Annotated in this window: 24 protein-coding genes; 14 read left to right on the top strand and 10 right to left on the bottom strand. The window is 73.8% G+C overall.

Annotated features, from left to right (window positions below):
- The first annotated feature begins 25 nt into the window (after positions 1–25).
- Entirely contained in the window at positions 26–958 is a 933-nt protein-coding gene (locus tag HD597_RS28020) for a GNAT family N-acetyltransferase (protein ID WP_253745833.1), read from the top strand.
- 4 nt (positions 959–962) lie between these two features.
- On the opposite strand, the gene HD597_RS28015 is transcribed toward HD597_RS28020, so the two are convergent.
- From HD597_RS28015 to HD597_RS27990, 6 genes are all read right to left on the bottom strand, one after another.
- Positions 963–2261 (bottom strand): AAA family ATPase, encoded by a 1299-nt coding sequence (locus HD597_RS28015; RefSeq protein WP_253745832.1) that lies wholly within the window; start codon positions 2259–2261, stop codon positions 963–965.
- Positions 2252–3691: a hypothetical protein gene (locus HD597_RS28010; protein ID WP_253745831.1), complete on the bottom strand. Its 1440-nt coding sequence runs from the start codon at positions 3689–3691 to the stop codon at positions 2252–2254. Before HD597_RS28010 ends, HD597_RS28015 begins: the two co-directional genes overlap by 10 nt.
- An 88-nt stretch (positions 3692–3779) precedes the next feature.
- Positions 3780–4910, bottom strand: a complete 1131-nt coding sequence (locus HD597_RS28005) for a hypothetical protein (protein ID WP_253745830.1) — start codon at positions 4908–4910, stop codon at positions 3780–3782.
- The gene (locus HD597_RS28000) at positions 4907–5689 is read right to left on the bottom strand and encodes a hypothetical protein (RefSeq protein WP_253745829.1); all 783 of its coding nucleotides are present in this window, start codon (positions 5687–5689) and stop codon (positions 4907–4909) included. Before HD597_RS28000 ends, HD597_RS28005 begins: the two co-directional genes overlap by 4 nt.
- A gap of 84 nt (positions 5690–5773) precedes the next feature.
- Positions 5774–6460: a class I SAM-dependent methyltransferase gene (locus HD597_RS27995; RefSeq protein WP_253745828.1), complete on the bottom strand. Its 687-nt coding sequence runs from the start codon at positions 6458–6460 to the stop codon at positions 5774–5776.
- Between the two features lie 36 nt (positions 6461–6496).
- Positions 6497–6985: an ATP-binding protein gene (locus HD597_RS27990; RefSeq protein ID WP_253745827.1), complete on the bottom strand. Its 489-nt coding sequence runs from the start codon at positions 6983–6985 to the stop codon at positions 6497–6499.
- On the opposite strand from HD597_RS27990, the gene HD597_RS27985 reads away from it, so the two are divergent.
- From HD597_RS27985 to HD597_RS64810, 3 genes are all read left to right on the top strand, one after another.
- Positions 6984–7220: a hypothetical protein gene (locus tag HD597_RS27985; protein ID WP_253745826.1), complete on the top strand. Its 237-nt coding sequence runs from the start codon at positions 6984–6986 to the stop codon at positions 7218–7220. The two genes, HD597_RS27990 and HD597_RS27985, sit on opposite strands and share 2 nt — an antisense overlap.
- Positions 7221–7396: 176 nt before the next feature.
- Positions 7397–8065, top strand: a complete 669-nt coding sequence (locus HD597_RS27980) for a slipin family protein (protein WP_253745825.1) — start codon at positions 7397–7399, stop codon at positions 8063–8065.
- Positions 8066–8288: 223 nt separating this feature from the next.
- Positions 8289–10451 carry a SpoIIE family protein phosphatase gene (locus HD597_RS64810; RefSeq protein ID WP_276083036.1) on the top strand — a complete coding sequence of 721 codons (2163 nt, stop codon included), beginning with the start codon at positions 8289–8291 and terminating at the stop codon, positions 10449–10451.
- A gap of 3 nt (positions 10452–10454) precedes the next feature.
- Here HD597_RS64810 and manD read toward each other — a convergent pair whose 3' ends face one another.
- From manD to HD597_RS27955, 3 genes are read right to left on the bottom strand one after another with little or no spacing between them, the layout of a single operon-like run.
- Positions 10455–11663 carry a D-mannonate dehydratase ManD gene (gene manD, locus HD597_RS27965; protein WP_253745824.1) on the bottom strand — a complete coding sequence of 403 codons (1209 nt, stop codon included), beginning with the start codon at positions 11661–11663 and terminating at the stop codon, positions 10455–10457.
- A complete protein-coding gene (locus tag HD597_RS27960) occupies positions 11660–13585 on the bottom strand; it encodes a cellulase family glycosylhydrolase (RefSeq protein ID WP_253745823.1) in 1926 nt (641 codons plus the stop codon). The genes manD and HD597_RS27960 overlap by 4 nt, the downstream gene beginning before the upstream one ends.
- 14 nt (positions 13586–13599) lie before the next feature.
- On the bottom strand, positions 13600–14736 hold the full coding sequence (locus HD597_RS27955) for an ROK family transcriptional regulator (RefSeq protein ID WP_253745822.1): 1137 nt from the start codon (positions 14734–14736) through the stop codon (positions 13600–13602).
- A 195-nt stretch (positions 14737–14931) separates the two neighbouring features.
- Between HD597_RS27955 and HD597_RS27950 the strand changes: the two genes are divergently transcribed.
- From HD597_RS27950 to HD597_RS27905, 10 genes are all read left to right on the top strand, one after another.
- Positions 14932–16257: an ABC transporter substrate-binding protein gene (locus HD597_RS27950; RefSeq protein WP_253745821.1), complete on the top strand. Its 1326-nt coding sequence runs from the start codon at positions 14932–14934 to the stop codon at positions 16255–16257.
- Entirely contained in the window at positions 16254–17168 is a 915-nt protein-coding gene (locus HD597_RS27945; RefSeq protein WP_253745820.1) for a carbohydrate ABC transporter permease, read from the top strand. The genes HD597_RS27950 and HD597_RS27945 overlap by 4 nt, the downstream gene beginning before the upstream one ends.
- Positions 17165–18022: a carbohydrate ABC transporter permease gene (locus tag HD597_RS27940; RefSeq protein ID WP_253745819.1), complete on the top strand. Its 858-nt coding sequence runs from the start codon at positions 17165–17167 to the stop codon at positions 18020–18022. Before HD597_RS27945 ends, HD597_RS27940 begins: the two co-directional genes overlap by 4 nt.
- Positions 18023–18298: 276 nt before the next feature.
- A complete protein-coding gene (locus HD597_RS27935) occupies positions 18299–19543 on the top strand; it encodes an inositol-3-phosphate synthase (RefSeq protein ID WP_253745818.1) in 1245 nt (414 codons plus the stop codon).
- Between the two features lie 163 nt (positions 19544–19706).
- The gene (locus tag HD597_RS27930) at positions 19707–20618 is read left to right on the top strand and encodes an SCO3242 family prenyltransferase (protein ID WP_253745817.1); all 912 of its coding nucleotides are present in this window, start codon (positions 19707–19709) and stop codon (positions 20616–20618) included.
- Positions 20615–21481 carry a sugar phosphate isomerase/epimerase family protein gene (locus HD597_RS27925; RefSeq protein ID WP_253745816.1) on the top strand — a complete coding sequence of 289 codons (867 nt, stop codon included), beginning with the start codon at positions 20615–20617 and terminating at the stop codon, positions 21479–21481. The genes HD597_RS27930 and HD597_RS27925 overlap by 4 nt, the downstream gene beginning before the upstream one ends.
- The gene (locus tag HD597_RS27920) at positions 21481–22095 is read left to right on the top strand and encodes an EboA domain-containing protein (protein ID WP_253759501.1); all 615 of its coding nucleotides are present in this window, start codon (positions 21481–21483) and stop codon (positions 22093–22095) included. The genes HD597_RS27925 and HD597_RS27920 overlap by 1 nt, the downstream gene beginning before the upstream one ends.
- Entirely contained in the window at positions 22095–22949 is an 855-nt protein-coding gene (locus tag HD597_RS27915) for a TatD family hydrolase (protein ID WP_253745815.1), read from the top strand. The genes HD597_RS27920 and HD597_RS27915 overlap by 1 nt, the downstream gene beginning before the upstream one ends.
- Positions 22949–24076 carry a metabolite traffic protein EboE gene (gene eboE, locus HD597_RS27910; protein ID WP_253745814.1) on the top strand — a complete coding sequence of 376 codons (1128 nt, stop codon included), beginning with the start codon at positions 22949–22951 and terminating at the stop codon, positions 24074–24076. Before HD597_RS27915 ends, eboE begins: the two co-directional genes overlap by 1 nt.
- Entirely contained in the window at positions 24073–25455 is a 1383-nt protein-coding gene (locus HD597_RS27905; protein WP_253745813.1) for an alkaline phosphatase family protein, read from the top strand. The genes eboE and HD597_RS27905 overlap by 4 nt, the downstream gene beginning before the upstream one ends.
- On the opposite strand, the gene HD597_RS66955 is transcribed toward HD597_RS27905, so the two are convergent.
- Positions 25446–25706 (bottom strand): oligopeptide/dipeptide ABC transporter ATP-binding protein, encoded by a 261-nt coding sequence (locus tag HD597_RS66955; protein ID WP_372513627.1) that lies wholly within the window; start codon positions 25704–25706, stop codon positions 25446–25448. The two genes, HD597_RS27905 and HD597_RS66955, sit on opposite strands and share 10 nt — an antisense overlap.
- Positions 25707–25854: the final 148 nt, after the last annotated feature.

The raw sequence follows: 25854 nt of genomic DNA, 5'->3' as shown, positions 1-25854 counted from the left end.
GGGCGCCTCCTGGACAATCCCTCCCATGCATACCATCCGCCGGCCCCGCGTGGACGACGCCGCGGCCATCCACGAGCTCGTCGCCACGTGCGACACGGCCGCCATCGGCGCTCCCGACTCCACGCTGGAGGACATCGCCGACGAGCTGGTCGAGCCGGGCTTCGACCGCGACACGGACGGCTGGCTGGCCCACGACGCCGACGGCCGGCTCGACGGCTGGGCCTGGGCGTGCCGCAACGGCGACAGCGACCTCGTCGACGTGGAGGTCATCGTCCGGCCCGGCGTGAGCGGGCTGGCCGGCGAGCTGTGGCCCACCGTGCTGACCCGGGCGGCCGAGCTGGGCAAGGAGCGCGGCCACGACGCCGTCACCCTGCACATCGGCGTCTACCGCGGCGACGAGGCCAAGCGGGCGCAGGTGGAGGCGCTGGGCTTCGAGCCGGGCACGAGCTACCACCGCATGCGCATCGACCACCACGGCCCCGTCGAGCCGCCCGCCGCGCTCCCGGGCCTGACCCTGCACTCGGGGGAGGACGAGGAGGTGCGGCGCGAGGCGCACCGCGTGCACCAGGAGGGCTTCGCCGAGCACTTCGGCTTCGTGCCCATCGGCTACGACCAGTGGTACGAGCGCAGGCAGGCCGCCAGCACGACCGACTGGAGCCAGCTCACGCTGGCCCGCCTCGACGGGCGGCCCGCCGCGGTGCTCATCGGCAGCAACCAGTTCGCGCTCGACGAGGAATGCGGCTACGTGGCCACGCTGGCCGTGCTGCCCGGGCACCGGGGGAGAGGGCTGGGGCGGTTCCTGCTGCGGCACGCCTTCGCCGCCGACGCCGCCCGCGGCCGCAAGGGCACGATCCTGCACGTCGACTCCAACAACACCACCCCGGCGCTCGGCCTGTACGAGTCGGCGGGCATGCGCCTGGTCATGGCCATCGACGTCTGGCAGCGCCGCCTGCCCTAGCCGCTCAGACGCGGTGCCTGGCCAGGTGCTCCAGCACCGACTGGTTGGCCTCCCACCCGTCGGGGAACTTCACCGGCACGCCGAGCTGCACCGGCTCCGCCGAAGGGTGCGCGTCCAGCAGCTCGGCGATGCCCGCCCTGGCCACCACCACGCACGCGTGCCGGTGCCGTGACGCCAGCACGCACAGCCGCCCCGACTCCAGGTGGAAGGCCGTGGCGTCCCTGCGGCCCGACAGCGGGTGCAGCACGATCGTCACGTCGTACTCGCGGCCCTGCAGCCGGTTGGCGGTGTCCACGGTGATCTCCGCCGGCAGGCCCGCCGCCCGGATGGCCGCCACCTGGTCGCGGTGCGCCGCCCCGACCGCGATCCGGTCCGCCGTCACCGGCCGCTCGCCCTGCTCGGAGCCGGCCACCGCGCCCCGCTGCAGCAGCCGCTCGGCCAGCTTCGCCACCGCCTGCACGGCCTCGCCGTCGGTCCGCACGGTGTGCCGGTTGGGCAGCTCCAGCAGCGCCCACCCCGACCGGGCCGCCTCCTCCAGCGCCCGGTCGTGCACCCCGCCCAGGCCGCCGGTCGACAGCTCCAGCCACCGGTCGCCGTGCCCGGTGCCCGAGCGGAACCCGGTGAACGGGTAGAACGCCTGCGACACCACCGGCGCCGCCGAGGCGGGCAGCCGCCACGAGACCGGCAGCCGGTGCACCGGCAGGTCCGGGTTGTGCCGCAGCAGCACCGACACCGCGCTCTGCAGCGGGTCCCACGACAGCCCCGACCAGCGGTCGCCGTCCACGATCGAGAACGGGTCGAGCTGCCCGGGATCCCCCACGAACAGCGCCCGCTCGAACAGGCCCGCGATCCGCAGCAGCTTGTCCGAGCGCATCTGGTACGCCTCGTCCACGATCGCCCACGGCCACACCCGGTCGCCGATCCACGCCCACTTGTCGGCGGTGGCGATGACGATGTCCGGGTCGCCCAGGTCCTGGATGCGGGTGCCGACCCGGACGCCGGGCAGCTCCAGCATGCGCAGCGGCGGCACGTACCCGCCGGCCGACAGGCGGCCCACGGTCAGGTGCGGGTGCTTGTCGCTGATCCTGGCCACCAGGTCGTCGACCTGCTCGTTGGTCTGCGCCACGATCATCAGCGGCTCGCCGGTCGCCGCGATGTGCGCCGCCGCCCGCACCACCAGCGTGGACTTGCCCGCCCCGGGCGGCGAGTCGACGACCACGCCCCGATGGCGGGGCAGGTCGGCCAGAACGTTCCTGATGACCTGCTCGGGCCCGATCATCGGCTGCTCGCCGGTCACGACCATTCCTCCTGGGCGTCCTCGTCGTCGGGCACGTACTCCTGCGGCGGGCCGCCGTGCGTCCACGGTGTGGCCTCGGGCTCGGGCAGGGCGGGCGAGCCCTGGAAGTCGTCGGTCAGCGAGGTGTAGCAGACCCGCTCGCCCACCTCGGGCACCGCGCCGGGCGCCGCCGTCTTGCCCCGGCCCATCCCCTTGGTGATCTTCAGGGTGACCAGGCCCTCGGCGGCCTCCACCAGCTCCGCGCCCTGGCTGCGGCGCTGCGGGGTGCCCAGCGACGTGCCGGGCGGCAGGCGTACGGGATCGTCGGTCTTGATCACCACGAGCGGGCGGAGCTTGCGCGAGCGGCCCTCACCCTCGGTGTTGTCGGGCACCGTCTCGATCACCTCGCCCGCGAACGCCTCGCCGGTCAGCCGGTACTCGGCCATCACCAGGGGGTCGTCGTAGGCGCGCTGCACGTCGTAGCCGGCCTGGGCGCGCTCCATGCGGGCCAGCCTGGCGGCGGCGGTGACCGCGCCGTCGCGCCGGGCCTGCGGCGGCGCGCCCTCGGCGATGTGCACCGCCATGCCGCTGAAGGAGCCGCGGTCCTGCTCCCACCGCTGCGCCACGCTCGCGCCCTCGGGCAGCGCGGCCAGCAGGTCGATCGCCTGCCACATGAGCCGCCACGTGGGCTCCAGCTGGGTGCGCAGCGCCTCGGTGATGCGCCCGGTGAGGTGTTCGGGCGACTCGCTGTCCATCGCCGGAGCCAGCACCTCGGCGTCGAAGCCCGGGTCGGTGGCCGGGCCGGCGGGCGGCCAGACCAGCGGGTCCTCGGCCTCGTCGGTCGGGCCCGTGGTGATCCAGGCCAGCAGCGCGGCCAGGTTCGCGTCCTCCAGCGAGCTCTGCCCGCTGGCCCAGTGGCGGCCCAGCTCCTCGGTGGCGGCCAGCATCAGCGACGAGCCCGGGTACGCCGCCCGCTCCCCGAGATAGGTCAGCCACCGCCCGAGCAGCGGCACCGACTCCGGCACCGGGTAGGGCCCGTCGGTGCGGCGGAAGCGGGTCGAGCGGCCGAGCAGCCGGGTGAAGGCCACGCCGCCCTGGTTCGGGACGACGAGCTGCGGCGCGTCGATCGCCCGCTCGTACGGGTCGGCGCTCTTGCGCTCCACCGTCTCGGTGTCGTTCATGAAGCCCTCGATGTAGGGCAGCAGCACCCCGGCCAGCTCGGCGGCCCAGGCGAAGCGCAGGTCGCGGTTGCGGGGCTGGGTGACCACGAGCAGCCGCGGCCGGTCCCGGTCGGTGCCGAGCATCGCGGCCAGCGGCGCGGCGGCCTCGCCCGACAGCTTGAGCGGGATGAACACCATGGGACGCTCGGACAGGTGGCAGTGCCTGACGGTCGCGACGGGCTGCGCGATGCCCTCGTCCAGGGCGCGCAGCCGGGCTAGCGAGGTCAGCAGGCTCATGTCGGGCGTCTCCGCGGCGGGCGGGTGGCCGGCGGCGTCATGCGGGGCGTCTGCGCGCGTCCGCGCGGCAGGCGGGTGGTCGGCGGGCTCAATTCAGGCACTCCCTGCGCAGGCGTTCGGCGTTGCGGAGCAGCCGGGCGATCTCCTCCTGCCCCTCGGCCGGGTCGCGGGACCCGTCGGCCAGGCCCAGCGCCTCGGCCACCGAGGCGACCCCGCCCAGCTCGTCGCGCACCTGACGGCCCAGCAGGTCGGACGCGCCCTCCTGCCGGGCCTCGTCGCGGCAGAAGAAGCACAGGTCGCACGTGGACAGGCAGTCGGGCGCGTACCGGGCGGTGGCCCTGTGCAGCGCGTCGGCCAGCTCGGCCACCGGTCTGGTCGGCCGGCCGTCCTCGTCGGGCCGCAGGTCGAAGGTGAGATCGTCGGGCAGCCCGTCGAGCAGCCGGTCGAGCGTGGTCATCCGGGCGAGCTGGCGGCGCAGCACCGCGAGCTGCTTGCGCACGTCGACCAGGGTCGCGACCGGCCGGTTCGCGAAGTTCTCCGGGCAGACCAGCACCACGTCGTGGGAGACCTGCAACGGGTCGTGGCCCAGCTCCGCCAGCAGGTTGCGCAGGGCGAGCACGTACACCGCCGCCTGCCGGGCGGCCGCCGCCACCGCCGACGGGTCGGCCTGGCCGTCGATCACCGCGAACGACTTGATCTCCACGATGTGGAAGCGCCCGCCGAGCTGGAAGGCCACCACGTCCGGCTCCAGGTAGGCGGTGTGGCCGGCGATCTGCAGGCTGAGCAGCGGATGGTCGTACAGGGTGCCGGCGTCCTGCCCCTCGCGCGCCGCCCGGTCGAACAGCGCGCGGGTGTGCGCGTGGCGCAGATGGGCGCCCACGTTCTCCACGTCGTGGTAGGACACCTCGGCGACGGGCAGGCCGAGCACCTCGCGCAGCATGCGCAGCAGCTCCGCGCAGCCGTCGGCCTTGACCAGCGCCTCGAACATGTTGCCGCGCGTGATCGCGAACGGCGACTGGCCGAACGGGGCGGGGAAGCCGAGGTGCCGGGCGGCGGCGTCCTTGGCGATGCCGGCGCCGTCCATGAGGGCGCGGCGGGTGCAGCCGGGGTTCGCAGCCAGGGCCGCGATGGCGCGCGCGTCGTGTGGCTGCTGCGGCGTGGTGCCCCGCAACGCCTCCAGCCGGTACACGTGGTCGCCTTCGCGCTTCAAGCCGCTCACTTGGCCTTCTCCTTCTTGATCGTGCTCAGCGTAGCGGCGCCGAACAGCCGCGCGGCGTCACCGAGCTGCGCTGTGGCGCGTTCTGCCAGCTCGGCGCGATCCCGCGTGTCGCGATCCGCGTGCACGCGCAGCTCGGCGAGGGCCGCCTCGGCCACCCGCGCGGGGTCCGGCGGGCCGAGCGTGCCGTCGGTGGCGCCGGGGACGTTCCTGGCCATCCGGACCAGTAAGCGTTGCGCCCGCTCGTCGCCCGAGCCCTCCTCCGCCTGATGCCGGGCCACCGCGATGGCGCAGGTCAGGAAGTCGACGCGGGGGCTGAGCGGCCCGACCACGCGCCGCTCCAGCGGCCAGGTGCTGAGCGTGAGCAGGCCGCGGGCGGGGGAGAGGCGGTCGGTGAGCGCGGCGCACAGGTAGTACGGCCGCCCGAACGGTGAGGACCGGAACGAGCGCTCCTCGTCCCTGCGCAGGCTGGTGAGCTGGTTGCTGCGGATCGTGCCGCCGAAGAACGCGTCGCTGACGGCCACGATCAGCCGTGGCTGGGCGGACGCCCCCAGCAGGCGCAGCCCCTGGTGCACCTGCTCGCGCACGGTGACCAGGGTCGGCGGCTCCTCCTTGGCCTGCGGCTGCCGGCCGCTGACCAGGGCGTCCCAGGCACGCTCCGCGCTGCGCAGCTCGGCCCGCAGGGCGCGGGCGGCCGCGCCGTCCCTGACCCGCATCGCCTTGCGCACGCCGGCCCGCAGCTCGTCGATCCGCCGTTCGAGATCGTCCAGCCGGTCACTCATGGCGCGACTGTACCAGCCGTCCCAGCATTTTCCAGTATTTCTGGAAAAATTGGATCTACATCGTAAAGGCGCCCGGCGCGGTGATCAGGCGGGCACGGCCACCACCCACGTGCGGTCCTCCGTGAGGAAACGCTCCAGCCGCAGCCCCTCGGTCCGCAGCGCCGCGGCGAGCTCCCCGTCGGTGAGGCGCTTGGAGGAGAACGACTGGGTCCACACCTGCTCCCGGCCGTCCTCGCCGTACGTGTAGCGCATGGTCGCGTGGAAGACGCCGGGGGAGACCTCCTCGACGGCCGCCATCGTGATCGACACGTCGCCGTCCTGGCGGCCCATGCCCACGTGCCAGCGGTCGTGCGCCTCGGCGGGCATCCACTGGATCAGCACCGCGCCGCCCCGCCCGACATGCCGCGCGCAGGCCGCCAGCAGCGCGTGCCGGGAGGCGTCGTCCACCGTGTTCACGAGCTGGGAGGCCAGCATCACCGTGTTGAAACGTTCGCCGAGCCGCAGCTCCTGCACCCGGGCGGCCACCGTGCGCGCGCCGCGCACCCGCGCCAGCATCTCGGGCGACTCGTCCACGGCCACCACGTCGAAGCCCAGGTCGATCAGCGGGTGCGTGACCCTGCCGACGCCGCAGCCCAGCTCCAGCACGGAGCCGCCGGGAGGGGTGACCTGCGCGACGATCTCGGGCTCGCCGCCGGCCCTGAGCCTGCTGTAGAACTCGACGGGGGATCCGTCAGGCGTGATCGGGCCGGGGCCCGTTCCTGTGTTCCGCATACGTCGAACCTAGCTCTGGATCAACGTCGCGGGCGATCAGCTGCTGCTCGTCTGCAGGCGCCGGCTCCCGTTCGCCGCCCTGCCGTTCGCGGGGCTGCCGTTCGCGGGGCTGCCCTTCGCTGGGCTGCCCTTCGCTGGGCTGCGATCGCGTACGCACAGGCTCAGCAGCGAGCCCCGCTCGACGAGCTCCAGCACGACCTCGTCGCACAGGTGCTGGATCAGCCACAGGCCATAACCGTGCGACGCGGTGCGGTCGAGCCTGGCCGCGGCGAGATGGTCGTGGGTCAGCAGACCGGCGAAGTCGAGGACGTCCACGACGACCTGACCGCCGGCGGCGCGGGCGGTGACGATGCCCGACTTGCCGCCGTGGTCCAGCACGTTGGTGACCGCCTCGTTCACGGCCAGCACCAGATCCTCGAGCCGCCGGTCGGGAAGGCCGCTGTGGCGGCCGTGCAGGCGTACCAGATCCCTGATCAGGCCGAGGTCGGCCGTGATGGGACACCGTAGTTCGAACTCGAAAACCATGACCATTCTGCCCGCCGAGGGCCGGGGAGAGACTCCGCGGGCCCTGTTCCAGCTTTCCACGCTGGAGATCGGCAAACGTCGGCGACGCGCCGGGCGCGGACGGCCCGCGCGGCGAAAACCGGTGGAGCGGCTGCTCGCGGCCCGGCTAGCGTTGAGGCCGGAAGGGCACGCGGAACAGCGGCGCACCGGCATCGCCGGACGGCGTCCCGCGCATCGGCGTCCCTCCGACTGGTGAGGTCCTGCACAGACCGGGGTTCGACTCCCTCACGGGGCGGCCCCCGGGCACCGAGCCCAGGCAACGACGGCGAGGCCCTGCGGACTCCCGGCCGCCGCCCTCCGGGGGGCGCCGGGGACGTCCCCGCCGAGCCGCCGGCGGTGCCCGGGGGCCGTTTCCCACGGAGGTGAGCAGAAGTGGCACACGTGACCGTGATGGCGTGGCAGCGCGTCCTGATGTACGTGGACGGGCGGCTCAAGCGCGTTCTGGAGCCGGGGCGGCATCGCTACCGCCCGCGGCGCACCACCCTGCTCACCGTGGACCTGCGGCCCCGGCTGCTCAGCGTGCCCGGCCAGGAGCTCATCACCGCCGACGGGGTGAGCGTGCGGGTCACGGTGACCGCGCAGTGGCGGGTCACCGACGCCGCCGCCTACACGGAGGCGGCCTCCGTGCCCGACCAGTTCCTGTACTCGGCCGTCCAGGACGCCATCCGGGAGCGCGTCCCGGCGCTCACCCTGGAGGCGGCGCTCGCCGACCGCGCGGCGCTGTCCGAAGGGCTCACGGAGCGGGTGCGGGAGGAGGTGTCCGGGCTCGGGATCGAGGTCGGCGACGTACGGACGCGCGACGTCATGCTGCCCGGTGAGCTGCGGCGGGCGGCGATGGACGTGGTGATCGCCAAGGAGCGGGGGAAGGCGGCGCTGGAGGAGGCGCGGGCCGAGGCGGCGGCGCTGCGGTCGCTGGCCAACACGGCCCGGCTGCTGGAGGAGCACCCCGCCCTGCTGCGGCTGCGCACGCTGCAGGTCGCCGCCGAGCGCCAGACGACCCTCGTGCTCGACCCTCGCTCGGGCACCGACGGCCCCGCCTGACCCGGCCATGGCGGCATCGGCCCTCGCGCCGCCGCAGCCCGTACTCGGGGCCCGGCCCCGACGCCGGGCCGCCGACCCTGCGTGACAGGACGGGCGGCGCCGACACCGCGCCGCTTGTCCGCATATGTCGGGGCAAGGCTTGGTCAAGGGAGGGTTGTCCCAGGTAGGCGCGGCTATTCTGGGGCTCGGTGAGGCTCGTTCACGAGCACGAATGGGTGATGACATGGGCGCACCCGGCAGCGACAGAAGAGGCGCGTTCCCGGCGGTCGCCGTGATCGACGGCGAGGGCATCATGATCGGCTGGTCGCCGGCCGCCGAGGAGCTCACCGGCTACGCCGCCGCCGACATCCTCGGCCGCCCGGTGACGACCCTCCTCCTGCGCACCGGCACGGAGGCCCCGGACGTCAACGCGGCCCGCGACGACGGCACGGAAGCGGGTGCGGCCCGCGACGACGGCACGGACACCCCTGCGGCCCGCTCAGACGGCCCCGGGGCCCGCGCCGGCCGCTCGCACGGCCCGGCTACGGAGCCAGGGCCGGATGACCGGGCCGGCGGCGAGTGGTCGGGTCTGCGGGAGACGAAGGCCGGGCTGGTGGAGGTGCGTCGGCGCAACGGCGAACGGATCGTCGTGCGCGCGGAGGTCGCCCCGCTGGCCACCGCCAGGGCGGGGGAGTCGTGGCTCGTCTCGGCCATCCCCGCCGCCGACGACCTGTCCGGCGGCACGGGCTCCCTCATGGAGTCGCTGATCAGCCTCTTCCCCGTCGCCATGGCCATCTGGGACAGGGACCTGCGCTGCGTCTGGCTGAACGCGGCGGCCGGCTACCTGGAAGGCGTCTTCCCCCACTACCACATCGGCCGCTCCCTGACGGACCGCATCCCGGGCACGGACACCGAGGCCGCTCAGGAGGCGATGCGCAAGGTGCTCGCCGACGGCACGCCCATGATCGACCGCGAGGCCCGCTGGGTCTCACCCGACGGGAGCGAGGAACGCACGCTGTCCACCTCGCTGTTCCGCCTGGAGGGCCTGGACGGGCAGCCACTGGGCGTGTGCTCGCTGGCCCTGGACATCAGCAGCAGCAGGGCGAGGGACCGTCTGGCCCTGCTCCGCGAGGCGAGCGTGCGCATCGGCAGCACGCTCGACATCAGGAAGACCGCGCAGGAGCTGGCCGACCTGGCCGTGCCGATCCTGGCCGACTACGTGACGGTCGACCTGTCCGAGGTGATGCTCCCCGACGCCGAGCCACTGCAGCGGCTGGCCGCCTCGGACGTCAGCATCCCCGTCTTCCGGCGGGCCGGCGTGGCGTCGGTGCACGACGGGGTGCCCGAGTCGTTGTGGCCGATCGGGGAGGCCGTGTTCGTGCCGCCCGGCTCCCCGTTCACGGAGGTGCTGGCCACGCGGCGGCCGCACTTCGAGGCCGTGCTGGACACCTCGCCCGGCACCTGGCTGGACCAGGATCCGGCCCGGGCGCGGATCATCCACGGCACCGGCATGCACTCCCTGCTCATCGTCCCGCTGGAGGCGCGCGGCGACATCCTGGGCGTGGCCGTGTTCGTCCGCAACTCCAACCCGGCCCCGTTCACCAGGGACGACCTGGTCCTGGCCGAGGAGCTGGTCGCGCGGGCCGCGCTGAGCCTGGACAACGCGCGCCGGTACACGCGCGAGCGCAACACCGCCCTGGCGCTGCAGCGCGACCTGCTGCCGCGCGACCTGTGCGGCGGCGCCGCCGTCGAGGTGGCCTCCCGTTACCTGCCCTCCGACGTGCACGAGGGCGTCGGCGGCGACTGGTACGACGCCATCCGCCTGCCCGGAGCCCGGATCGCCCTGGTCGTCGGCGACGTGACCGGCCACGGCATCAACGCCGCCGCCACCATGGGCCGTCTGCGCACCGCCGTGCGCACGCTGTCGTACCTGGAGCTGCCGCCGGACCAGTTGCTCGCGCACCTCGACCGGCTGGTGGCCGACGACGCCTGCGGCGATCTCGACGTCACGGGCGCCACCTGCCTGTACGCGATCTACGATGCCGCCACCCGCCGCTGCACCATGGCCGCGGCCGGGCACCCGCCGCCCGCGGTAGTGACCCCGGCGGGCGAGGTGATCTTCCCGCCGCTGCCCAGCGGCACCCCGATCGGCCTCGGGATGGGCTCGTTCGAGTCGCACGACCTCCACCTGGCCGCCGGGACCGTGCTCGCCCTCTACACCGACGGCCTGATCGAGACGCGCCAGGCGGACCTCGACGCGGGCATGGCCAGGCTGGGCACGGCCCTGGCCGGCGCGGCGGCGCTGCCGACGCTGGAGAGCCTGTGCGCCTCCGTGGTCGGCGCCATCGTGGGCGACGGCCCCGCCGAGGACGACGTCGCCCTGCTCATGGCGCGCACCCGCGCGTGAGGCTCACCAGTTGCTCATGGTGCCGTCCTCCAGCCGGCTGACCGGCAGGTAGGCCCGCTGGTACGGGAACCGCTCCGCCAGGTCGTCCCGGTAGTCCACGCCCAGCCCCGGAGCGTCCCCGGGATGCAGGTAACCGCCGGAGAAGGCGTAGGCGTGCGGGAAGACCTCGTCGGTCTCGGCGGTGTGCCGCATGTACTCCTGGATGCCGAAGTTCGGGATGGACAGGTCGAAGTGCAGCGCGGCGGCCATCGCGACGGGCGACAGGTCGGTGGCGCCGTGGCAGCCGGTCCGCACCTGGTGCACGTCCGCGTACGCCGCGGCCGTGCGCAGATGGGTGATCCCGCCGCCGTGCACCACGGTCATCCGCAGGTAGTCGATGAGGTACTCGCGCAGCAGCAGCGTCGCGTCGTGGACGGTGCTGAAGATCTCCCCGACCGCGAGCGGCGTCGTGGTGTGCCCCCGGATCAGCCGGAAGGCCTCCTGCTGCTCGGCCGGCGCGACGTCCTCCAGCCAGAACAGCCGGTACGGCTCCAGGTCCCGCCCCAGCCGGCCCGCCTGGATCGGGGTGAGCCGGTGGTGGGCGTCGTGCAGCAGGTGCACCTCCTCGCCGTACTCCGCGCGCACCCGCTCGAACAGCGACGGCACCGTGGCCAGGTACCTCTCGGTGCTCCAGACGTCCTCGGCGGGCAGCCCGGCCTCGGCGGGCTCGTAGAACAGCTCGCCCCTGCCCACGCCGTACGTCCCCGCCAGCCCCGGCACCCCGGCCTGCACGCGGACCGCCTTGTACCCCAGGTCCAGGTAACGCCCGACCGCCTCCACGGCCTCGCCGGCGCTCTGGCCGCTGGCGTGCCCGTACACCAGGACCCCGGTCCTGCTCGCGCCGCCCAGCAGCTCGTAGACCGGGACGTTCAGCGCCTTGCCCTTGATGTCCCACAGCGCCGTGTCGACCGCGCCGATCGCGGTCATCGTGACGGGGCCGCGCCGCCAGTAGGCGCCGCGGTAGAGGAACTGCCAGATGTCCTCGATCTGGAACGGGTTGCGGCCGATCAGGCAGGGGGCCACGTGGTCGCGCAGGTAGGAGGCGACGGCCAGCTCGCGGCCGTTGAGCGTGGCGTCGCCGAGCCCGTACACGCCCTCGTCGGTGTGGACGCGCAGCGTCACGAAGTTGCGTCCCGGGCAGGTCACCAGGACCTCGACGTCGGTGATCCTCATGCCAGCTCCAGCACGCGCACGCCGTATGGCGGCAGCTCCACGACGCTGACCGGGGCGCCGTCCTCGTCGCGCAGCACCCCGCCGCGCACGGACGGCGCGGCCTTGATCTCCGCGCCGGACTGGCTGACGCACCACACGAACACCCGGCCGTCCTCGTGCCGCATCAGCGCGGCGCTGACCAGCGGCGTCTCGAACGAGACGGGGCTTTCCACCCCCGAGGCGCGAGCCAGCGCCCGGTACAGGCGCCAGGTGGGCTCGGGGTTGGCGTCCGGCGTGATCGCGGCCATGTACTCCAGGGGGTAGGTCGCCAGCACCATCCAGCCCGCTCCCACGGCGTGCCGCAACAGGGCGGGCCGTCCGCCGTCGTCGCGGGCCAGCACCTGCGCCCCGTCGGGCTCGACCGGCAGGTACGAGCGCGAGTTGGCGGTGCCCGCCACCGGGAAGGTCAGCTCGTCCCCGGCCCTCAGGTCGCCCAGCGCGGCCTCCATGGTCAGGGTGACCGTGTCGCCGGGGATGGGCTCGACCAGGCCGTACCGCGACTGCTTGCGCACCCCGAACATCTCGTCCAGGCCCGGCCACCAGGAGCCGCGCTGGTTGGCGTGCTCGCCGGCGAACCAGGAGGCGTACACGGTGGCGCCGGCGCGGGCCCGCTCCAGCAGCGCGCGCCAGCCGGGCGCGGTGAGCTGCTTGGCCGACGGCAGCAGGTACAGCCGGCAGTCGCCGGGGATGCCGTCCTTCTCCCTGGCCACGCCGACCGCCAGATCGGCCTCGCGGGCCGCCACGTACGCCTGCCGGCAGACGTCGAAGACGACGGTGGCGTCACCGGGCTGCGTGAACGGGTACCGGCTCTCCAGGTAGGAGGAGACGACCAGCGCGGCCTGCGCGTCGGGGCGGGCGCAGCGCCGCAGGTCCACGCGCTCGATCAGGGCCGCGAAGTCACGCACCTCGCGGGCCTGCGCCTTCGGCCGCCCGGCGGAGTCCACCAGCCCGAAGTGCATCTCGAACGGGTGGTGGCTGTACGGCTCGGCCTCCCACAGGTCGTCGTAGTCGGTGTTGTTCCAGGCCAGCCAGCCGGTCGCGCCCGCCAGCAGGGTGTTGTGCAGGACCTGCCGGTAGTAGTGGGCCGCGTTCGCCTCGCTGGTGTAGTCGCTGGTGAGGCCGAACTCCTCCATGACCACCGGCTTGCCGCCGAGGTCGAGCAGCTCGCACACGAACGCGGCGCCGAGGTGCTGGCGTACGGCGTCGGTCTCCATGCGGTAGACGTGCGGGCCGAGGAAGTCGACCAGCCCGGCCAGCTCGCGCACCCGGAAGCCGTTGTCGTTGCCGGTGACCTCCACGCCCCAGGCGCCGTCGCCGATCGAGACGGGCTGGGTGCCGCCGCCGGCGCGGACCGCGTCGATGAGGATCTGGGCCCAGCTCGCGACCTGTTCGTGGTCGAGGGTGCCGATGCCGCGCGAGCGCCAGTCGCCGTAGATGGGGATCTCGTTGGTCAGCAGCCAGGCGGCCACGGCCGGGTGGTCCTTGAAGCGGGCCGTCAGCTCGCGCACGTACCAGGCCTGGCGGGCCACGAACCACACGTCGCCGAACAGGTCGCGGCCCTGCCGCCAGGCCGGGTCCCAGTTCTGCCCGGACATGTGGCCGACGATGAACGTCGGGATCGTGCGCATGCCGAGCGCCTGGTGGCGGTCGAGGAAGTCGGCGTAGCGGGCGACGAGCTGCTCGTCGAGGGTGTCGGGGGTGGGCATGAAGTCGGGCCAGTAGAAGAAGCTCCTGGTGACGGTCATGCCGTGCTCGCGCATGACCTCCAGCTCCGCGGAGACGACGCCGGGGTCGTACGAGCGCCACATGCGCGGCCCGCCCGCCCTGGACCAGAAGTTCACGCCGACCCAGGGGTCGCCGAGCCTGGCCGAATGCCGCTTCACCTGTGATGTCCTCCTCAGTCGCTGCCGGTGACGAAACTCTGGATGGCGACGACGGCGCCGCCGCGCGCCCACTCGCGGAAGTCGTCGGCCTCGACGACCACGTTCACCGAGCCGGGCACGTCACGCCGGAAGGCGGCCAGGGCCCGGGCCAGGTCGTCCTTGGCCAGGCGGGCCAGCTCCACGCCCTCGCCCGCCAGCACCACGGTCTTGACCATGGAGACCGTCGAGACCAGCGCAATGAGCCTGCCCAGGGCGTGCGCGGCCTCGCGGACCAGGGTGAGGCACACCCGGTCGCCGGCCGCCGCCAGCCGCATGACCTCGTCGTAGCCCACCTCCCGCCGCAGCGCCAGCGCCGCGGCGGCCTCGATCGACCCGCTCGACAGGTACGCCGCCGCGCACCCGCGATGCCCCTCCGGGCACATCGGCCCGCCGGAACGCAGCACCAGGTGCGCGAACATGCCCAGGTCCGCCTCCGAGGCGGCCACCAGGTGGTCGTGCACGATGAGCGCGTACCCGATGCCCGCCCCGATCGTGACCAGCGCGAAGTCGCGCAGCCCGCGTCCCGGCCCGAACCAGTGGTGCTGGTGCGCCAGCGCCGCGACGTCGTTCTCGACCGCGCACGGCACGCCGAGCGCCCGCTCCATCAGCGGTTTCAGCTCCACCTGCTCCCACCCCAGGTACGGCGCGTCCACCAGCCGCTCCCCGCCGACCCCGGCCGAGGCGCGGTTGTTGCCCCCGAGCGTGATCCCGGCCCCCACCGGCGGGCCGCCGGCCAGCTCGTCCAGCAGCCCGCGCGCCTGCCGGCACACGGCCTCCGGGCTGTGGTCGGTGATCGGCTCGTCGCGGCCCGCGATCACCTCGGCGCGCAGGTCGGTGACGACCGCGTGCACGCGGTCCGCGGTCAGCTTCAGCCCCAGGAACCGGTGCTCGGCGGCGGCCACGTCCAGCGGCCGGGTCGGGCGGCCGTTGACCGGGTCGTGCACCACCTCGCCCTCGACCAGGAGCCCCGCGTCGATCAGGGGCTTGGTCAGCCGGGTCAGGCTGCCGGTGGACAGGTGCAGGGTCTTGGCCAGCGCGGTCCTGGACTGGGGGCCATGGATGATCAGCTCCTTGACGATGGAGCGCGCGGCGTCGGGCAAGGCGTCCCACATGCCGCCCCATCTTCGGGGCCCAACGGCCATCAGCGCCAGCCTCCCTCTCTTAGCTTCGCCGCAAAGCTAACACGAGATTCATCGCACATAACATCCGTGAAATTTGTGCACAAGTAGTGACATGCGCCTCACTTCTTCTCTAAGTTGGCTTCCCTGCAAAGCCATCTCTGGGACTTTGCGTGGAAGGAGACGCGGATGCGTATCAGTGGGGTCTCCGGCTCGATCGCGGCGCTCGGACTCGCCGTCGTCCTGGCCGCCTGCTCATCGGGCACGGGCACGGGCACGGGCGACGGGGCCGCCGCGACGCAGGCGGCGCAGACCGGGCCGGTCACGCTGAACTTCTGGTGCTGGAGCGCGGGCCAGAAGGAGAAGGTCGCGGCGTTCAACAAGGCCCATCCCGACATCCAGGTCAGACACACCGACGCGGGCGGCGGCACGGACACCGCGACCAAGCTGCTCACGGCGAGCCGGGCGGGCAACGCCCCCGACGCCACCTGCCTGGAGTACCAGACGATCCCCGCCATGATCGTCGCCGGGGCGCTGGCCGACATCTCCGCCCACACCGCCGACATCAAGGGCGCCTTCACGCCCGAGGTGTGGTCGCTGACCAGCTTCGACGGCGCCGTCTACGGCGTGCCGCAGGACGTCGGGCCGATGGTCATGGTCTACAACAGGAAACGCTTCGACGAGCTGAAGATCTCCGTGCCGAAGACGTGGCAGGAGTTCGCCACCGTGGCCGCCGACGTCCGCAAGAAGGACCCCGACGCCTACCTGGCCACGTTCGCCCCCGCCGAGTTCGGCAACTTCGCCGGGCTCGCCCAGCAGGCCGGCGCCACCTGGTGGAAGGTCCAGGACCAGACCTGGACGGTCGGCATCGCCGACACCGCCTCCACCGAGGTGGCCGCCTACTGGCAGGGCCTCATCGACAAGGACCTGGTCAAGGCCCAGCCGCTGCTCACCCCCGAATGGAACAACCAGCTCAACAAGGGCAACATCCTGAGCTGGCCGAGCGCCCTGTGGGCCCCCGGCGTGCTGTACGGCATCGCCGAGAAGCAGGCCGGCGACTGGGCCATCGCGCCGCTGCCGCAGTGGACCCCGGGCGACGACCGGGTGGCCTTCCAGGGCGGCAGCGCCATCGCCGTCACCAAGAACTCCAAGCACGCCCAGGCCGCCGCCACGTTCGCCAAGTGGATGAACACCGACAAGGCCGCCTACGACATCCAGATCGCCGCCGGCGAGTACCCGGCGTCGCTGGCCGGCCAGCAGGCCACCGCCTCCAGCGAGCCGCCCAAGCTGGTGGCGAACCAGAAGGACTACTGGCAGGTCGCCACCAAGGCCGCGCAGCGCACGATCCCGCACATCAGCTGGGGCCCGAACGTCGGCACCGCGCAGAGCGCCTTCCAGGACGCCATGGCCGCCGCCGTCCGCGACAGGACGCCCCTCCTCCAGGCCCTGCAGAAGACGCAGCAGGTGGTCGTGGACGACATGAAGGCCACCGGCTTCAAGGTCGCCGGGCAATGACGGACGTCAACGGCGCCCGCCGCGGGTCGCGGGCGCCGTACGTGTTCGTCGCCCCGGCGGTGCTGCTGTTCCTGGCCTTCCTGGCCGCCCCCATCGGGTACGCCGTCTACCTCAGCGCCCGCGGCCTGCGGCTGACCGGCACGGGCATCTTCGGCACCCGCCAGGAGGTCTTCGTCGGGCTCGACAACTACGCCAGGATCCTCACCGACGCCGAGTTCTGGGCCGGCTTCGGCCGGCTCGCCCTCTACGGGCTGATCAGCGTGCCGCTCACGCTCGGGCCGGCGCTGCTGTTCGCGCTGCTGCTCGACTACGCGGGCGCGCGCGGCCGCCGGTTCGCGCGCACGGCGATCTTCCTGCCGTACGCCATCCCCAGCGTGACGGCCTCGCTCCTGTGGGGCTTCATGTACCTGCCCTCCACCAGCCCCTTCAGCTACCTCACCCGGGAGCTGGGGCTGGGCGAGATCCCGTTCCTCGCCGGCGACGGCATCTACCCGTCGCTGGCCAACATCGCGGTGTGGGGCGGCGTCGGCTTCAACATGATCATCATCTTCACGTCGCTGCGCGGCATCCCGGCCGAGCTGTCGGACGCCGCCCGCATCGACGGCGCCTCCGAATGGCGCATCGCCTGGCACGTCAAGATCCCGCTGGTGGCGCCCGCGCTCGTGCTGACCGGCCTGTTCGCGCTCATCGGCACCCTCCAGGTGTACGGCGAGCCGACCACGCTGGCCCCGATGACCACCGAGATCTCCCAGAGCTGGGTCCCGCTGATGCACATCTACCGCGACGCGTTCATCCGCGACGACCTGCCCCTGGCCTCGGCCGCCTCCGTCATCCTGGCTGCGGGCACCCTCGTCGTCTCGGTCGTGCTCCTGAAGGTCACCCAGAAGCGCGCCTCCGGAGGCCTGTCATGACCACGCGCACGCACCTGCTCCCGCACCAGCGCGCCAAGCTCCTGCCGACGATCGTCCTGCTCGCCGGCGCCCTCTACTGCCTGGTGCCGGTCGCCTGGGTGATCGTCGCCGCCACCAAGGCCAGCGGCGAGCTCTTCTCCACCTTCACCTTCGCCCCCGGCACCGGCCTGCTGGACAACCTGCGCGACCTGTTCTCCTACGGCGACGGCCGGTTCGTCCTCTGGGCGGCCAACAGCGCCCTGTACGCCGTCGTCGGCTCCGCCGCCTCCACCCTCATCTCCACCCTCGCCGGCTACGCCATGGCCAAGTACGACTTCCGCGGCCGCACCGTGCTGTTCTACGCCATCCTGGCCGGCGTGCTCGTGCCCGGCATGACGCTGGCCATCCCGCAGTACCTGATCATGTCGGAGACGAACCTGGTCGGCAGCTACTGGTCCGTCCTGCTGCCCGGCCTCATCTCGCCGTTCGGCATCTACCTGGCCCGCGTGTACGCCCTGTCCTCCGTCCCGGACGCCACACTGGAGGCGGCCAGGATCGACGGGGCCGGTGAGTATCGGATCTTCGGGTCCATCGGCCTGCCGATGATGCTCCCGGGCATGGTGACGATCTTCATGCTGCAGTTCGTGGGGACGTGGAACAATTTCCTGCTGCCGTACATCATGTTGTCGGACGAGTCGAAATTCCCCATCACCGTCGGCCTCTACACCCTGCTGGCCAAGGGCTCCTCCGAGCCCGCGCTCTACGGCATCGCCATCGTGGGCGCGGCCGTGTCGGTCGTCCCGCTCATCGCGCTGCTGCTGTTCCTGCAGCGCTTCTGGCGCCTCGACCTGCTCAGCGGCGGCCTCAAGGGCTGATCCCACCGGCACGCGCCGCACCGGTGCCGGTTTTTCGACCCCCAGAGCCAGAACGAGCGCCGGTCCCGCTTGAACGGCGGCGCTTTCGAGCGGATCCTGGTCACAAGTCCGATCATGACGTGTGCGGCTCCCGGCAGCCGCGCCCGACCTTTATGGAGGACGCGTGACACAGGCCGATCACGCGGTTCACCGGCTGGCGGGCCACCCCGCCCTCCTCGGCCTTCGACGCTGAACACCCCCCGGGACGGGGGCCGTCCCGGCCGCGAAGGAGACCACATGAGAACGGGAACCTGGCTGATCGGCGCACGTGGATCGGTCGCCGTCACGAGCATGATCGGAGCCCTCGCCATCCGCGCGGGCCTGACCGCGCCGACCGGCTGCGTCCTGGAGACGCCCGCCCTGCGCGAACGCGTCCGCCCCGGCATCGGCGACCTCGTCTTCGGCGGGCACGACGTCACCTCCGTCCCGCTGGAGAAGAAGGCCGCCGAGCTGGCGGGCTCGGGGGTGGTGCCGGCCGCGCTGGCGCTGGCCGTGAAGGACGACCTGGCCGCCGTCGAGCAGCAGGTACGGCCGCTGCCCGCCGCCGCCACCCAGGCGGAGACCGCGCGCGCCATCGCCGCCGACCTCGACCGCTTCCGCCGCGACCACGGCCTGGACCGCGTCGTCGTCATCAACGTCTCCACCACCGAACCCGTCCCGCCCCCGCACCCCGCCCACGCCTCGCTCCAAGCACTGCGCACCGCGCTGTCCGGCCCCCAGCCCGGCTCGCTGTCCGGCTCGCTGTCCGGCTCTCAGCCTGGTCCCCAGACCGGTCCCCGGACCGGCCCGCCGCCTGGCGTCGAGCCGGTGCTGCCGCCCAGCTCGCTGGCCGCCTACGCCGCCCTGTCCGCCGGCTGCCCGTACGTCGACTTCACCCCCTCGACGGGCGCCCGCCTGCCCGCGCTCGACGAGCTCGCCCGCGAGCAGGGCCTGCCGTACGCGGGGCACGACGGCAAGACGGGGGAGACGCTGGTCAAGTCCGTGCTCGCGCCCATGTTCGCCCAGCGCAACCTCAAGGTGCGCACCTGGTCGGGCATCAACCTGCTGGGCGGCGGCGACGGCGCCAACCTGGCCCGGCCGGGCGCGAACGCCGCCAAGTCCGCCAGCAAGCAGCGCGTGCTGCCCGAGACGCTCGGCTACCTGCCGCAGGGCGAGACCCGCATCGACTACCTGGAGGACCTGGGCGACTTCAAGACCGCGTGGGACCTGGTCACCTTCGAGGGCTTCCTGGGGACCGGCATGCGGATGGAGTTCACCTGGCACGGCTGCGACTCCGCGCTCGCGGCGCCCCTCGTCCTGGACCTGGCCCGGCTCACGGCCGCCGCCCACCGCGCCGGCCGCTCGGGGCCGCTGCCGGAGCTGGCGTTCTTCTTCAAGGATCCGCTGGGCGAGGTGCCGCACGGGCTGGCCGGCCAGTGGCAGACGCTGTGCGACCTCGTCACCGACCTCGCCACCGCCCTCGGCCAGGAGCCCACCCCGTGACCCCGCCCCCTGGGCGCCGACCGTTACGCCCTCCTGCCACGCCGCGCCCGAGAACCCCTTCCACCTGGGAAGACGCGGGAGCGACACGGCCGCCGACGAGGGACGCCATGATCGGCGCGCGGTATAGTGCCGCTTGCCGATCCGGGGTGAGAGAGGCACGTCGATGACCGCGCTGCGGGACCTGCTCGAGCTCGTCCGGGCGCCGGCCGCGCTGTCCGTCCCCGGCGACGTGGCCGCGGGCGCCGCCGCCGGGCGCGCGCTCGGCCCCCGCACGGCCGGCCTGGCCTGCTCCTCCGTCTGCCTGTACTGGGCGGGAATGGCCGCCAACGACTGGGCCGACCGCCACCTCGACGCCGCCGAGCGCCCCGAACGCCCGATCCCCTCCGGCCGGGTGAGCCCGGGCACGGCCCTCGGCATGGCCGCCGGACTCACCGCCGCGGGCCTCACCATCGCCGGCCTCACGGGCGGCCGCCGGGCCCTGGCGGTCGCGGCGCCGCTGGCCGCGGCGATCTGGGCGTACGACCTGGCCGCCAAGAACACCCGCGCCGGCCCGCTGGTGATGGCGGCGTGCCGCGGCCTCGACGTACTGCTGGGCGCGACCCCGCGCGGGGCCCTCCGCGGCTCGGCGGCCGTCACGCTGCCGGCCGCCCTGACCCCCGCGCTGCCCGCCGCCCTCACCGTCGCCGCCCACACCTACCTCCTCACCGCCCTGTCCCTGGGCGAGACCTCCGGCACCGCCCGCCACCGCCCCGCCGCCACCCTGGCGGGCACCGTCGCCCTGGCCGCCACCACCGCCTGCCGGCCCTCCGGCGGGGACCCCGGGACCGCCGGGGTGAGCGCCGCGCGGGCCGTCCTGGCGAGCTGGTACGCCTCCCAGTTCGGCACCCCGCAGGCCCGGGCCGTCGCGGACCCGTCGCCGCAGCGGGTGCGGGACGCCGTCACGGCCGGCATCGTCAGCCTGCCCGCGCTCCAGGGCGCCCTGGTCGCGCGGGCAGGAGCGCCTCGCATCGGGCTGGCCCTCGCCGCGGTCGTCCCGCCGGCCCGCCGCCTGGCCAGAAAGTTGTCCCCGACATGATCAGATTCGGTTACGGCACCAACGGCTTCGCCAACCACCGCCTCCCCGACGCCCTCGACGTCATCGCCGGCCTCGGCTACACCGGCGTGGCACTCACCCTCGACCACCACCACCTCGACCCCTACGCCGACGGGCTCGCGCTGCGCGTGGCCAAGGTCGCCGACCGCCTGCGGGCACTCGGCCTCGGGGTGGTCGTCGAGACCGGCGCCCGCTACCTGCTCGACCCCCGCCGCAAGCACGCCCCCACGCTGCTGGACGACGACCGCGGCAAGCGCGTCGACTTCCTGCGCAGGGCCGTGGCCGTCGGCGCCGACCTGGGCGCGGAGGCGGTGTCGTTCTGGTCGGGGGTCCGGCCGGCGCACGTGCCGCCCGACCTGGCCTGGAAGCGGCTGGTGGACGGGTGCGCGCGGGTGCTGGAGCAGGCCGGCGGGGTGCCGCTGGGGTTCGAGCCGGAGCCGGGCATGCTCGTCGACACGATCGCCGGCTGGCACGCGCTGCGCCGGGAGCTCGGCGCGCCGGACGGTCTCGGCCTCACCCTGGACATCGGCCACTGCCGCTGCAACGAGCCCGACCCGGTGCCCGACTGCGTGAGGGCGGTGGGGCCGTACCTGGTCAACGTCCAGATCGACGACATGCGCCGGGGCACGCACGAGCACCTGGAGTTCGGCGAAGGGGAGATCGACTTCCCGCCGGTGCTGCGCGCGCTGGCCGATTGCGGCTATCGCGGCCTGGTCGCCGTCGAGCTGCCGCGCCACTCGCACGCCGCCCCCGACGTCGCCGCCCGCTCCCTCGCCTTCCTCCGCGACGCCGAACGAGCCTCCGCCCGCCCGGCCGGGCGGGAATCCGAAGGAGGCGGAACGTGATGCCACCCGAGCGGCTGCACGCCGCACTGCGCGACACCCCGAACGGCGCCTGGCTGGACGAGGCGCTGGCCAGCCCCGCCACCGTCACCCGCTCGTTCGCCGCCGCGGGAAGACGCGCCGGCCGGGCCCCGCTGCCCGGCGCGCCCGGCTGGACGGCCGACGAGGCCGCCAGGGCCCTGCTGCTGTCGGCGCTGCCACCCGGCCGCGTCGCCGCCGAGGCCCGCGACCTCTACCACCACGGCGACGCCGACGAGAAACGCGCCGTGCTCAAGGCCCTGCCCCTGCTCCCCATCGGCCGGGACGCGGTGCCCCTCCTGCTCGACGCCATCCGCACCAACGACGCCCGCCTGCTGGCCGCCGCCCTCGGCCCGTACGCCGCCCACCTCGACCAGGCGGCCTGGCGGCAGGCGGTGCTCAAGTGCGTGTTCACGGGGGTCCCGCTGGCCGAGGTGGACCGGCTGGAGGAGCGGGCGGACGCCGAGCTGGCCGCCATGCTGGCCGCGTTCGCCGAGGAGCGGGAGGCGGCCGGCCGGCCCGTGCCCGGCGACGCCGCGGCCCTGCTCAGCCGTCTCACCAGCCGTTCCACCGGCGACCTGCCCATCGAGGAGACCTGATGCGCATCTTCGACCCGCACATCCACATGACCTCGCGCACCACCGACGACTACGCGCGCATGGCCGCCGCCGGGATCACGGCCGTCGTCGAGCCGTCCTTCTGGCTGGGCCAGCCGCGCACCGGCCCCGGCTCGTTCGCCGACTACTTCGACTCGCTGCTCGGCTGGGAGCCGTACCGGGCCGCCCAGTTCGGCGTGGCCCACCACGCCACGATCGCGCTCAACCCCAAGGAGGCGAACGACCCGCGCTGCCGCCCCGTCCTCGACCTGCTGCCCCGCTACCTGGACAAGGACCGCGTGGTCGCGGTCGGCGAGATCGGCTACGACTCCATGACCCCCGAGGAGGACGACGCCTTCGAACGCCAGCTCGCCCTGGCCGTCGAGCACGAGCTGCCCGCGCTGGTGCACACCCCGCACCGCGACAAGGCCGCCGGCACCCGCCGCACGCTGGACCTCGTCAAGGCCTCCGGCATCGAGCCCGGCCGCGTCGCCGTCGACCACCTCAACGAGGTCACCATCGACCTCGTGCACGGCACCGGCTGCTGGACGGGCTTCTCCATCTACCCCGAGACCAAGATGTCGCCGCCGCGCATGGTCGAGCTGCTGCGCAAGTACGGCACCGAGCGCGTGCTGGTCAACTCGGCCGCCGACTGGGGCGTCTCCGACCCGCTGCTCACCCTGGCGACCGCCGAGGCGATGCTGGCCGCCGGGTTCGGCGAGGACGACGTGGACCAGGTCATGTGGCGCAACCCCGTGGAGTTCTACGGCCAGTCGGGCCGCCTCGACCTGACCGGCGTCACCGGAGCGGCCGAGCCCACGTTCGCCGGCAGCTCCATCAAGCGCGGCGGCGAGTGATGCGGCTGCGGCACCGCTCCGGCACGACGCTGCACCTCGGCTACTGCACCAACGTGCACCCGGCCGAGGACCTCGACGGCATCATCGCCCAGTTCGACACGTACGCGGTCCCGGTCAGGGAACGGCTCGGCAGCGACGTGCTGGGGCTGGGGCTGTGGCTGGCCGCGCCCGTCGCCGAGGTCCTGGCCGCCGATCCCGGCCTGCGCGCCAAGCTGCGCGGGGAGCTGACCGCGCGGGGCCTGGAGGTCGTGACGCTGAACGGCTTCCCGTACCGCTCCTTCCACGACCCGGTCGTCAAGCACGCCGTCTACCGCCCCGACTGGACCACCAGGGAGCGGCTGTCGTACACGTTCGACCTGGCCCGCATCCTGGCCGACCTGCTCCCCGACGACGCCGCCCGGGGGTCGGTCTCCACCCTGCCGCTCGGCTGGCGCGACCCCTGGAACACCGCCATGGCCGACCAGGCGGCCCGCCGCCTCGACCAGCTCGCCGCCGGGCTGGCCGCCGTCCAGTCGGAGACCGGGCGGGTGGTGCGGGTGGCGTTCGAGCCCGAGCCGGGCTGCGTCGTGGAGACGACCGGGCACGCGATCACCCACCTGGCCCGCGCCGACACCGGGCGGCTCGGCATCTGCCTGGACCTGGCCCACCTGGCCTGCGCGTGGGAGCAGCCCGCCGTCGCGCTGAAGGCCCTGCGGGCGAAGGGCCTGCCGATCGTCAAGGTCCAGGTCTCGGCCGCCCTGGAGAGCGCCGACCCGCGGGCGCTGCGCGAGTACGCCGAGCCCCGCTTCCTGCACCAGACCCGCAACCCGCACGGCGGCGCGGCCGACGACCTGGACGAGGCGTTCGCCCGCGGCCTGCCCGGGCCGTGGCGGGTGCACTACCACGTGCCGCTGCACGCCGAGCCCGCCCCGCCCCTGACCACCACCACGCCGGTGCTGCGCGAGGCGCTCAAGGAGCTGACCGGCGGGCCCGAGCCGCTGTGCGACCACTACGACGTGGAGACCTACACCTGGGGCGTGCTGCCGCCAGCGCTGCGCCCGCAGACCCCGCAACAGCTCGCCGACGGCATCGCCGACGAGCTCGACTTCGCCCGCACGCAACTGCGCGACCTCGGAGTGACGGCATGAGCAAGCTGCTGGTCCTTGACGTGGTGGGGCTGACCCCGAGACTGCTGGCCCACATGCCGCGCCTGCGCGCGCTCGCCGCGGGCGGCTTCCAGGCCGGGCTCGGCACCGTGCTGCCGGCGGTCACCTGCTCGGCGCAGTCCACGTTCCTGACGGGCCTGCCGCCGTCCGGGCACGGGATCGTGGGCAACGGCTGGTACTTCCGCGACCTCGGCGAGGTGCTGCTCTGGCGCCAGCACAACGCGCTGGTCGGCGGCGAGAAGCTGTGGCAGGCCGCGCGCCGCGACCGGCCCGGCTACACGGTGGCCAACGTGTGCTGGTGGTACGCCATGGGCGCCGACGTCGACTGGACCGTCACGCCCCGCCCCATCTACCGCGCCGACGGCCGCAAGGACCCCGACTGCTACACCGACCCGCCAGGGCTGCACGACGAGCTGACCGCGAAGCTCGGCGCGTTCCCGCTGTTCAGCTACTGGGGGCCGGGCGCCGGCATCGCGTCGTCCGCCTGGATCTGCCGGGCCGCCGAGCACGTCATGGCCGCCCACGACCCCGACCTGACGCTCGTCTACGTGCCGCACCTCGACTACGACCTGCAACGCCACGGCCCCTCCGACCCCCGCGCCGCCGCGGCGGCGGCCGAGCTCGACACCGTGCTGGCCCCGCTGCTGGACGCGGCGTCGGACCGGACCACGGTGGTGCTGTCGGAGTACGGCATCACCGACGTCTCCCGCCCCGTGGACGTCAACCGCGCCCTGCGCGCCGACGGGCTGCTGCGCGTGCACACCCAGGACGGCATGGAGTACCTGGACCCGTGGACCTCGCGCGCGTTCGCCGTGGCCGACCACCAGATCGCGCACGTCTACGTCCGCGACCCCGCCGACGTGCCGGCCGTGGCCAAGCTGTGCGCCTCGATCGGGGGCGTCGCCACCGTGCTCGACCAGGACGGCAAGGCCGCGCACGGCCTGGACCACCCGCGCTCGGGCGAGCTGGTCCTGCTCGCCGAGCCCGACGCCTGGTTCACCTACTACTACTGGCTCGACGACGCCCGCGCCCCCGACTTCGCCCGCGTCGTCGAGATCCACCGCAAGCCCGGCTACGACCCGGCCGAGCTCTTCTTCGACCCGGCCGCCCCCGGCGCGGCCAGGCGGCGGGCCGGGCTGGCGCTGCTGCGCAAGAAGGCGGGCCTGCGCTACGTCATGAGCGTCGTCGGCCTCGACGCGGGCGCCCGCGCCGTGCGCGGCTCCCACGGCCTCCTGCCCGCCGACCCGGCCGACGCGCCCGTCCTGCTCTGCTCCGGCCCGGCCCCGGCAGGTGCGCGGGCCAGGCCGCAGTACGCGGCCACGGAGGTGAAGGACCTGCTGCTGCGCCTGGCTCAGTCGTAGAGGTGACAGGCGACCTCGCTGCCGTCCGCCGAGCCGCCGCAGCGGAGGAGCGAGCGTGTGCACACCTCCATGACGCTGGAGCACCGGCTCCGGAACGGGCAGCCCGTCCCGCCCCGCGGGACGGGCAGCTCCTTGCGGTCGGCCCGGTGCCCCTGCCGCCGCGCCCGGCGCCGCTCCCGCCCGTCCGGGTGGGTGGCCGGGCTCGCCGCCGGCAGCGCCCGCGTGTACGGATGCTTCGGCGAGCCGAACAGCAGCCCGCCGGCGCCGGCTCCACCAGCCGCCCGGCGCGCAGCACGGCGATCCGGTGCGACAGGTGCCGGACGATCCGCAGGTCGGGGGTGATGAACAGGTAACTCATCCCGGTCGAGCCCCGCAGGCCGGCCAGCAGGTTGACGATCT

Source organism: Nonomuraea thailandensis (assembly GCF_024172165.1).
Taxonomy (GTDB): domain Bacteria; phylum Actinomycetota; class Actinomycetes; order Streptosporangiales; family Streptosporangiaceae; genus Nonomuraea; species Nonomuraea thailandensis.
Note: the sequence above shows the minus strand (reverse complement) of the source record. Positions and strands in the feature narration are given on the sequence as shown.

Coding starts and splice junctions, on each gene's coding strand:
- HD597_RS27985 (WP_253745826.1), top strand. CDS start 6,984: ATGACCATTCTGCCCGCCGAGGGCCGGGGAGAGACTCCGCGGGCCCTG.
- HD597_RS27905 (WP_253745813.1), top strand. CDS start 24,073: ATGAGCAAGCTGCTGGTCCTTGACGTGGTGGGGCTGACCCCGAGACTG.
- HD597_RS28010 (WP_253745831.1), bottom strand. CDS start 3,691: ATGAGCCTGCTGACCTCGCTAGCCCGGCTGCGCGCCCTGGACGAGGGC.
- HD597_RS27940 (WP_253745819.1), top strand. CDS start 17,165: ATGACCACGCGCACGCACCTGCTCCCGCACCAGCGCGCCAAGCTCCTG.
- HD597_RS27915 (WP_253745815.1), top strand. CDS start 22,095: ATGCGCATCTTCGACCCGCACATCCACATGACCTCGCGCACCACCGAC.
- HD597_RS27920 (WP_253759501.1), top strand. CDS start 21,481: ATGCCACCCGAGCGGCTGCACGCCGCACTGCGCGACACCCCGAACGGC.
- HD597_RS27955 (WP_253745822.1), bottom strand. CDS start 14,736: ATGTGGGACGCCTTGCCCGACGCCGCGCGCTCCATCGTCAAGGAGCTG.
- HD597_RS28020 (WP_253745833.1), top strand. CDS start 26: ATGCATACCATCCGCCGGCCCCGCGTGGACGACGCCGCGGCCATCCAC.
- HD597_RS27990 (WP_253745827.1), bottom strand. CDS start 6,985: ATGGTTTTCGAGTTCGAACTACGGTGTCCCATCACGGCCGACCTCGGC.
- HD597_RS27995 (WP_253745828.1), bottom strand. CDS start 6,460: ATGCGGAACACAGGAACGGGCCCCGGCCCGATCACGCCTGACGGATCC.
- HD597_RS28000 (WP_253745829.1), bottom strand. CDS start 5,689: ATGAGTGACCGGCTGGACGATCTCGAACGGCGGATCGACGAGCTGCGG.
- HD597_RS27945 (WP_253745820.1), top strand. CDS start 16,254: ATGACGGACGTCAACGGCGCCCGCCGCGGGTCGCGGGCGCCGTACGTG.
- eboE (WP_253745814.1), top strand. CDS start 22,949: ATGCGGCTGCGGCACCGCTCCGGCACGACGCTGCACCTCGGCTACTGC.
- manD (WP_253745824.1), bottom strand. CDS start 11,663: ATGAGGATCACCGACGTCGAGGTCCTGGTGACCTGCCCGGGACGCAAC.
- HD597_RS27930 (WP_253745817.1), top strand. CDS start 19,707: ATGACCGCGCTGCGGGACCTGCTCGAGCTCGTCCGGGCGCCGGCCGCG.
- HD597_RS64810 (WP_276083036.1), top strand. CDS start 8,289: ATGGGCGCACCCGGCAGCGACAGAAGAGGCGCGTTCCCGGCGGTCGCC.
- HD597_RS27925 (WP_253745816.1), top strand. CDS start 20,615: ATGATCAGATTCGGTTACGGCACCAACGGCTTCGCCAACCACCGCCTC.
- HD597_RS27950 (WP_253745821.1), top strand. CDS start 14,932: ATGCGTATCAGTGGGGTCTCCGGCTCGATCGCGGCGCTCGGACTCGCC.
- HD597_RS27935 (WP_253745818.1), top strand. CDS start 18,299: ATGAGAACGGGAACCTGGCTGATCGGCGCACGTGGATCGGTCGCCGTC.
- HD597_RS28015 (WP_253745832.1), bottom strand. CDS start 2,261: ATGGTCGTGACCGGCGAGCAGCCGATGATCGGGCCCGAGCAGGTCATC.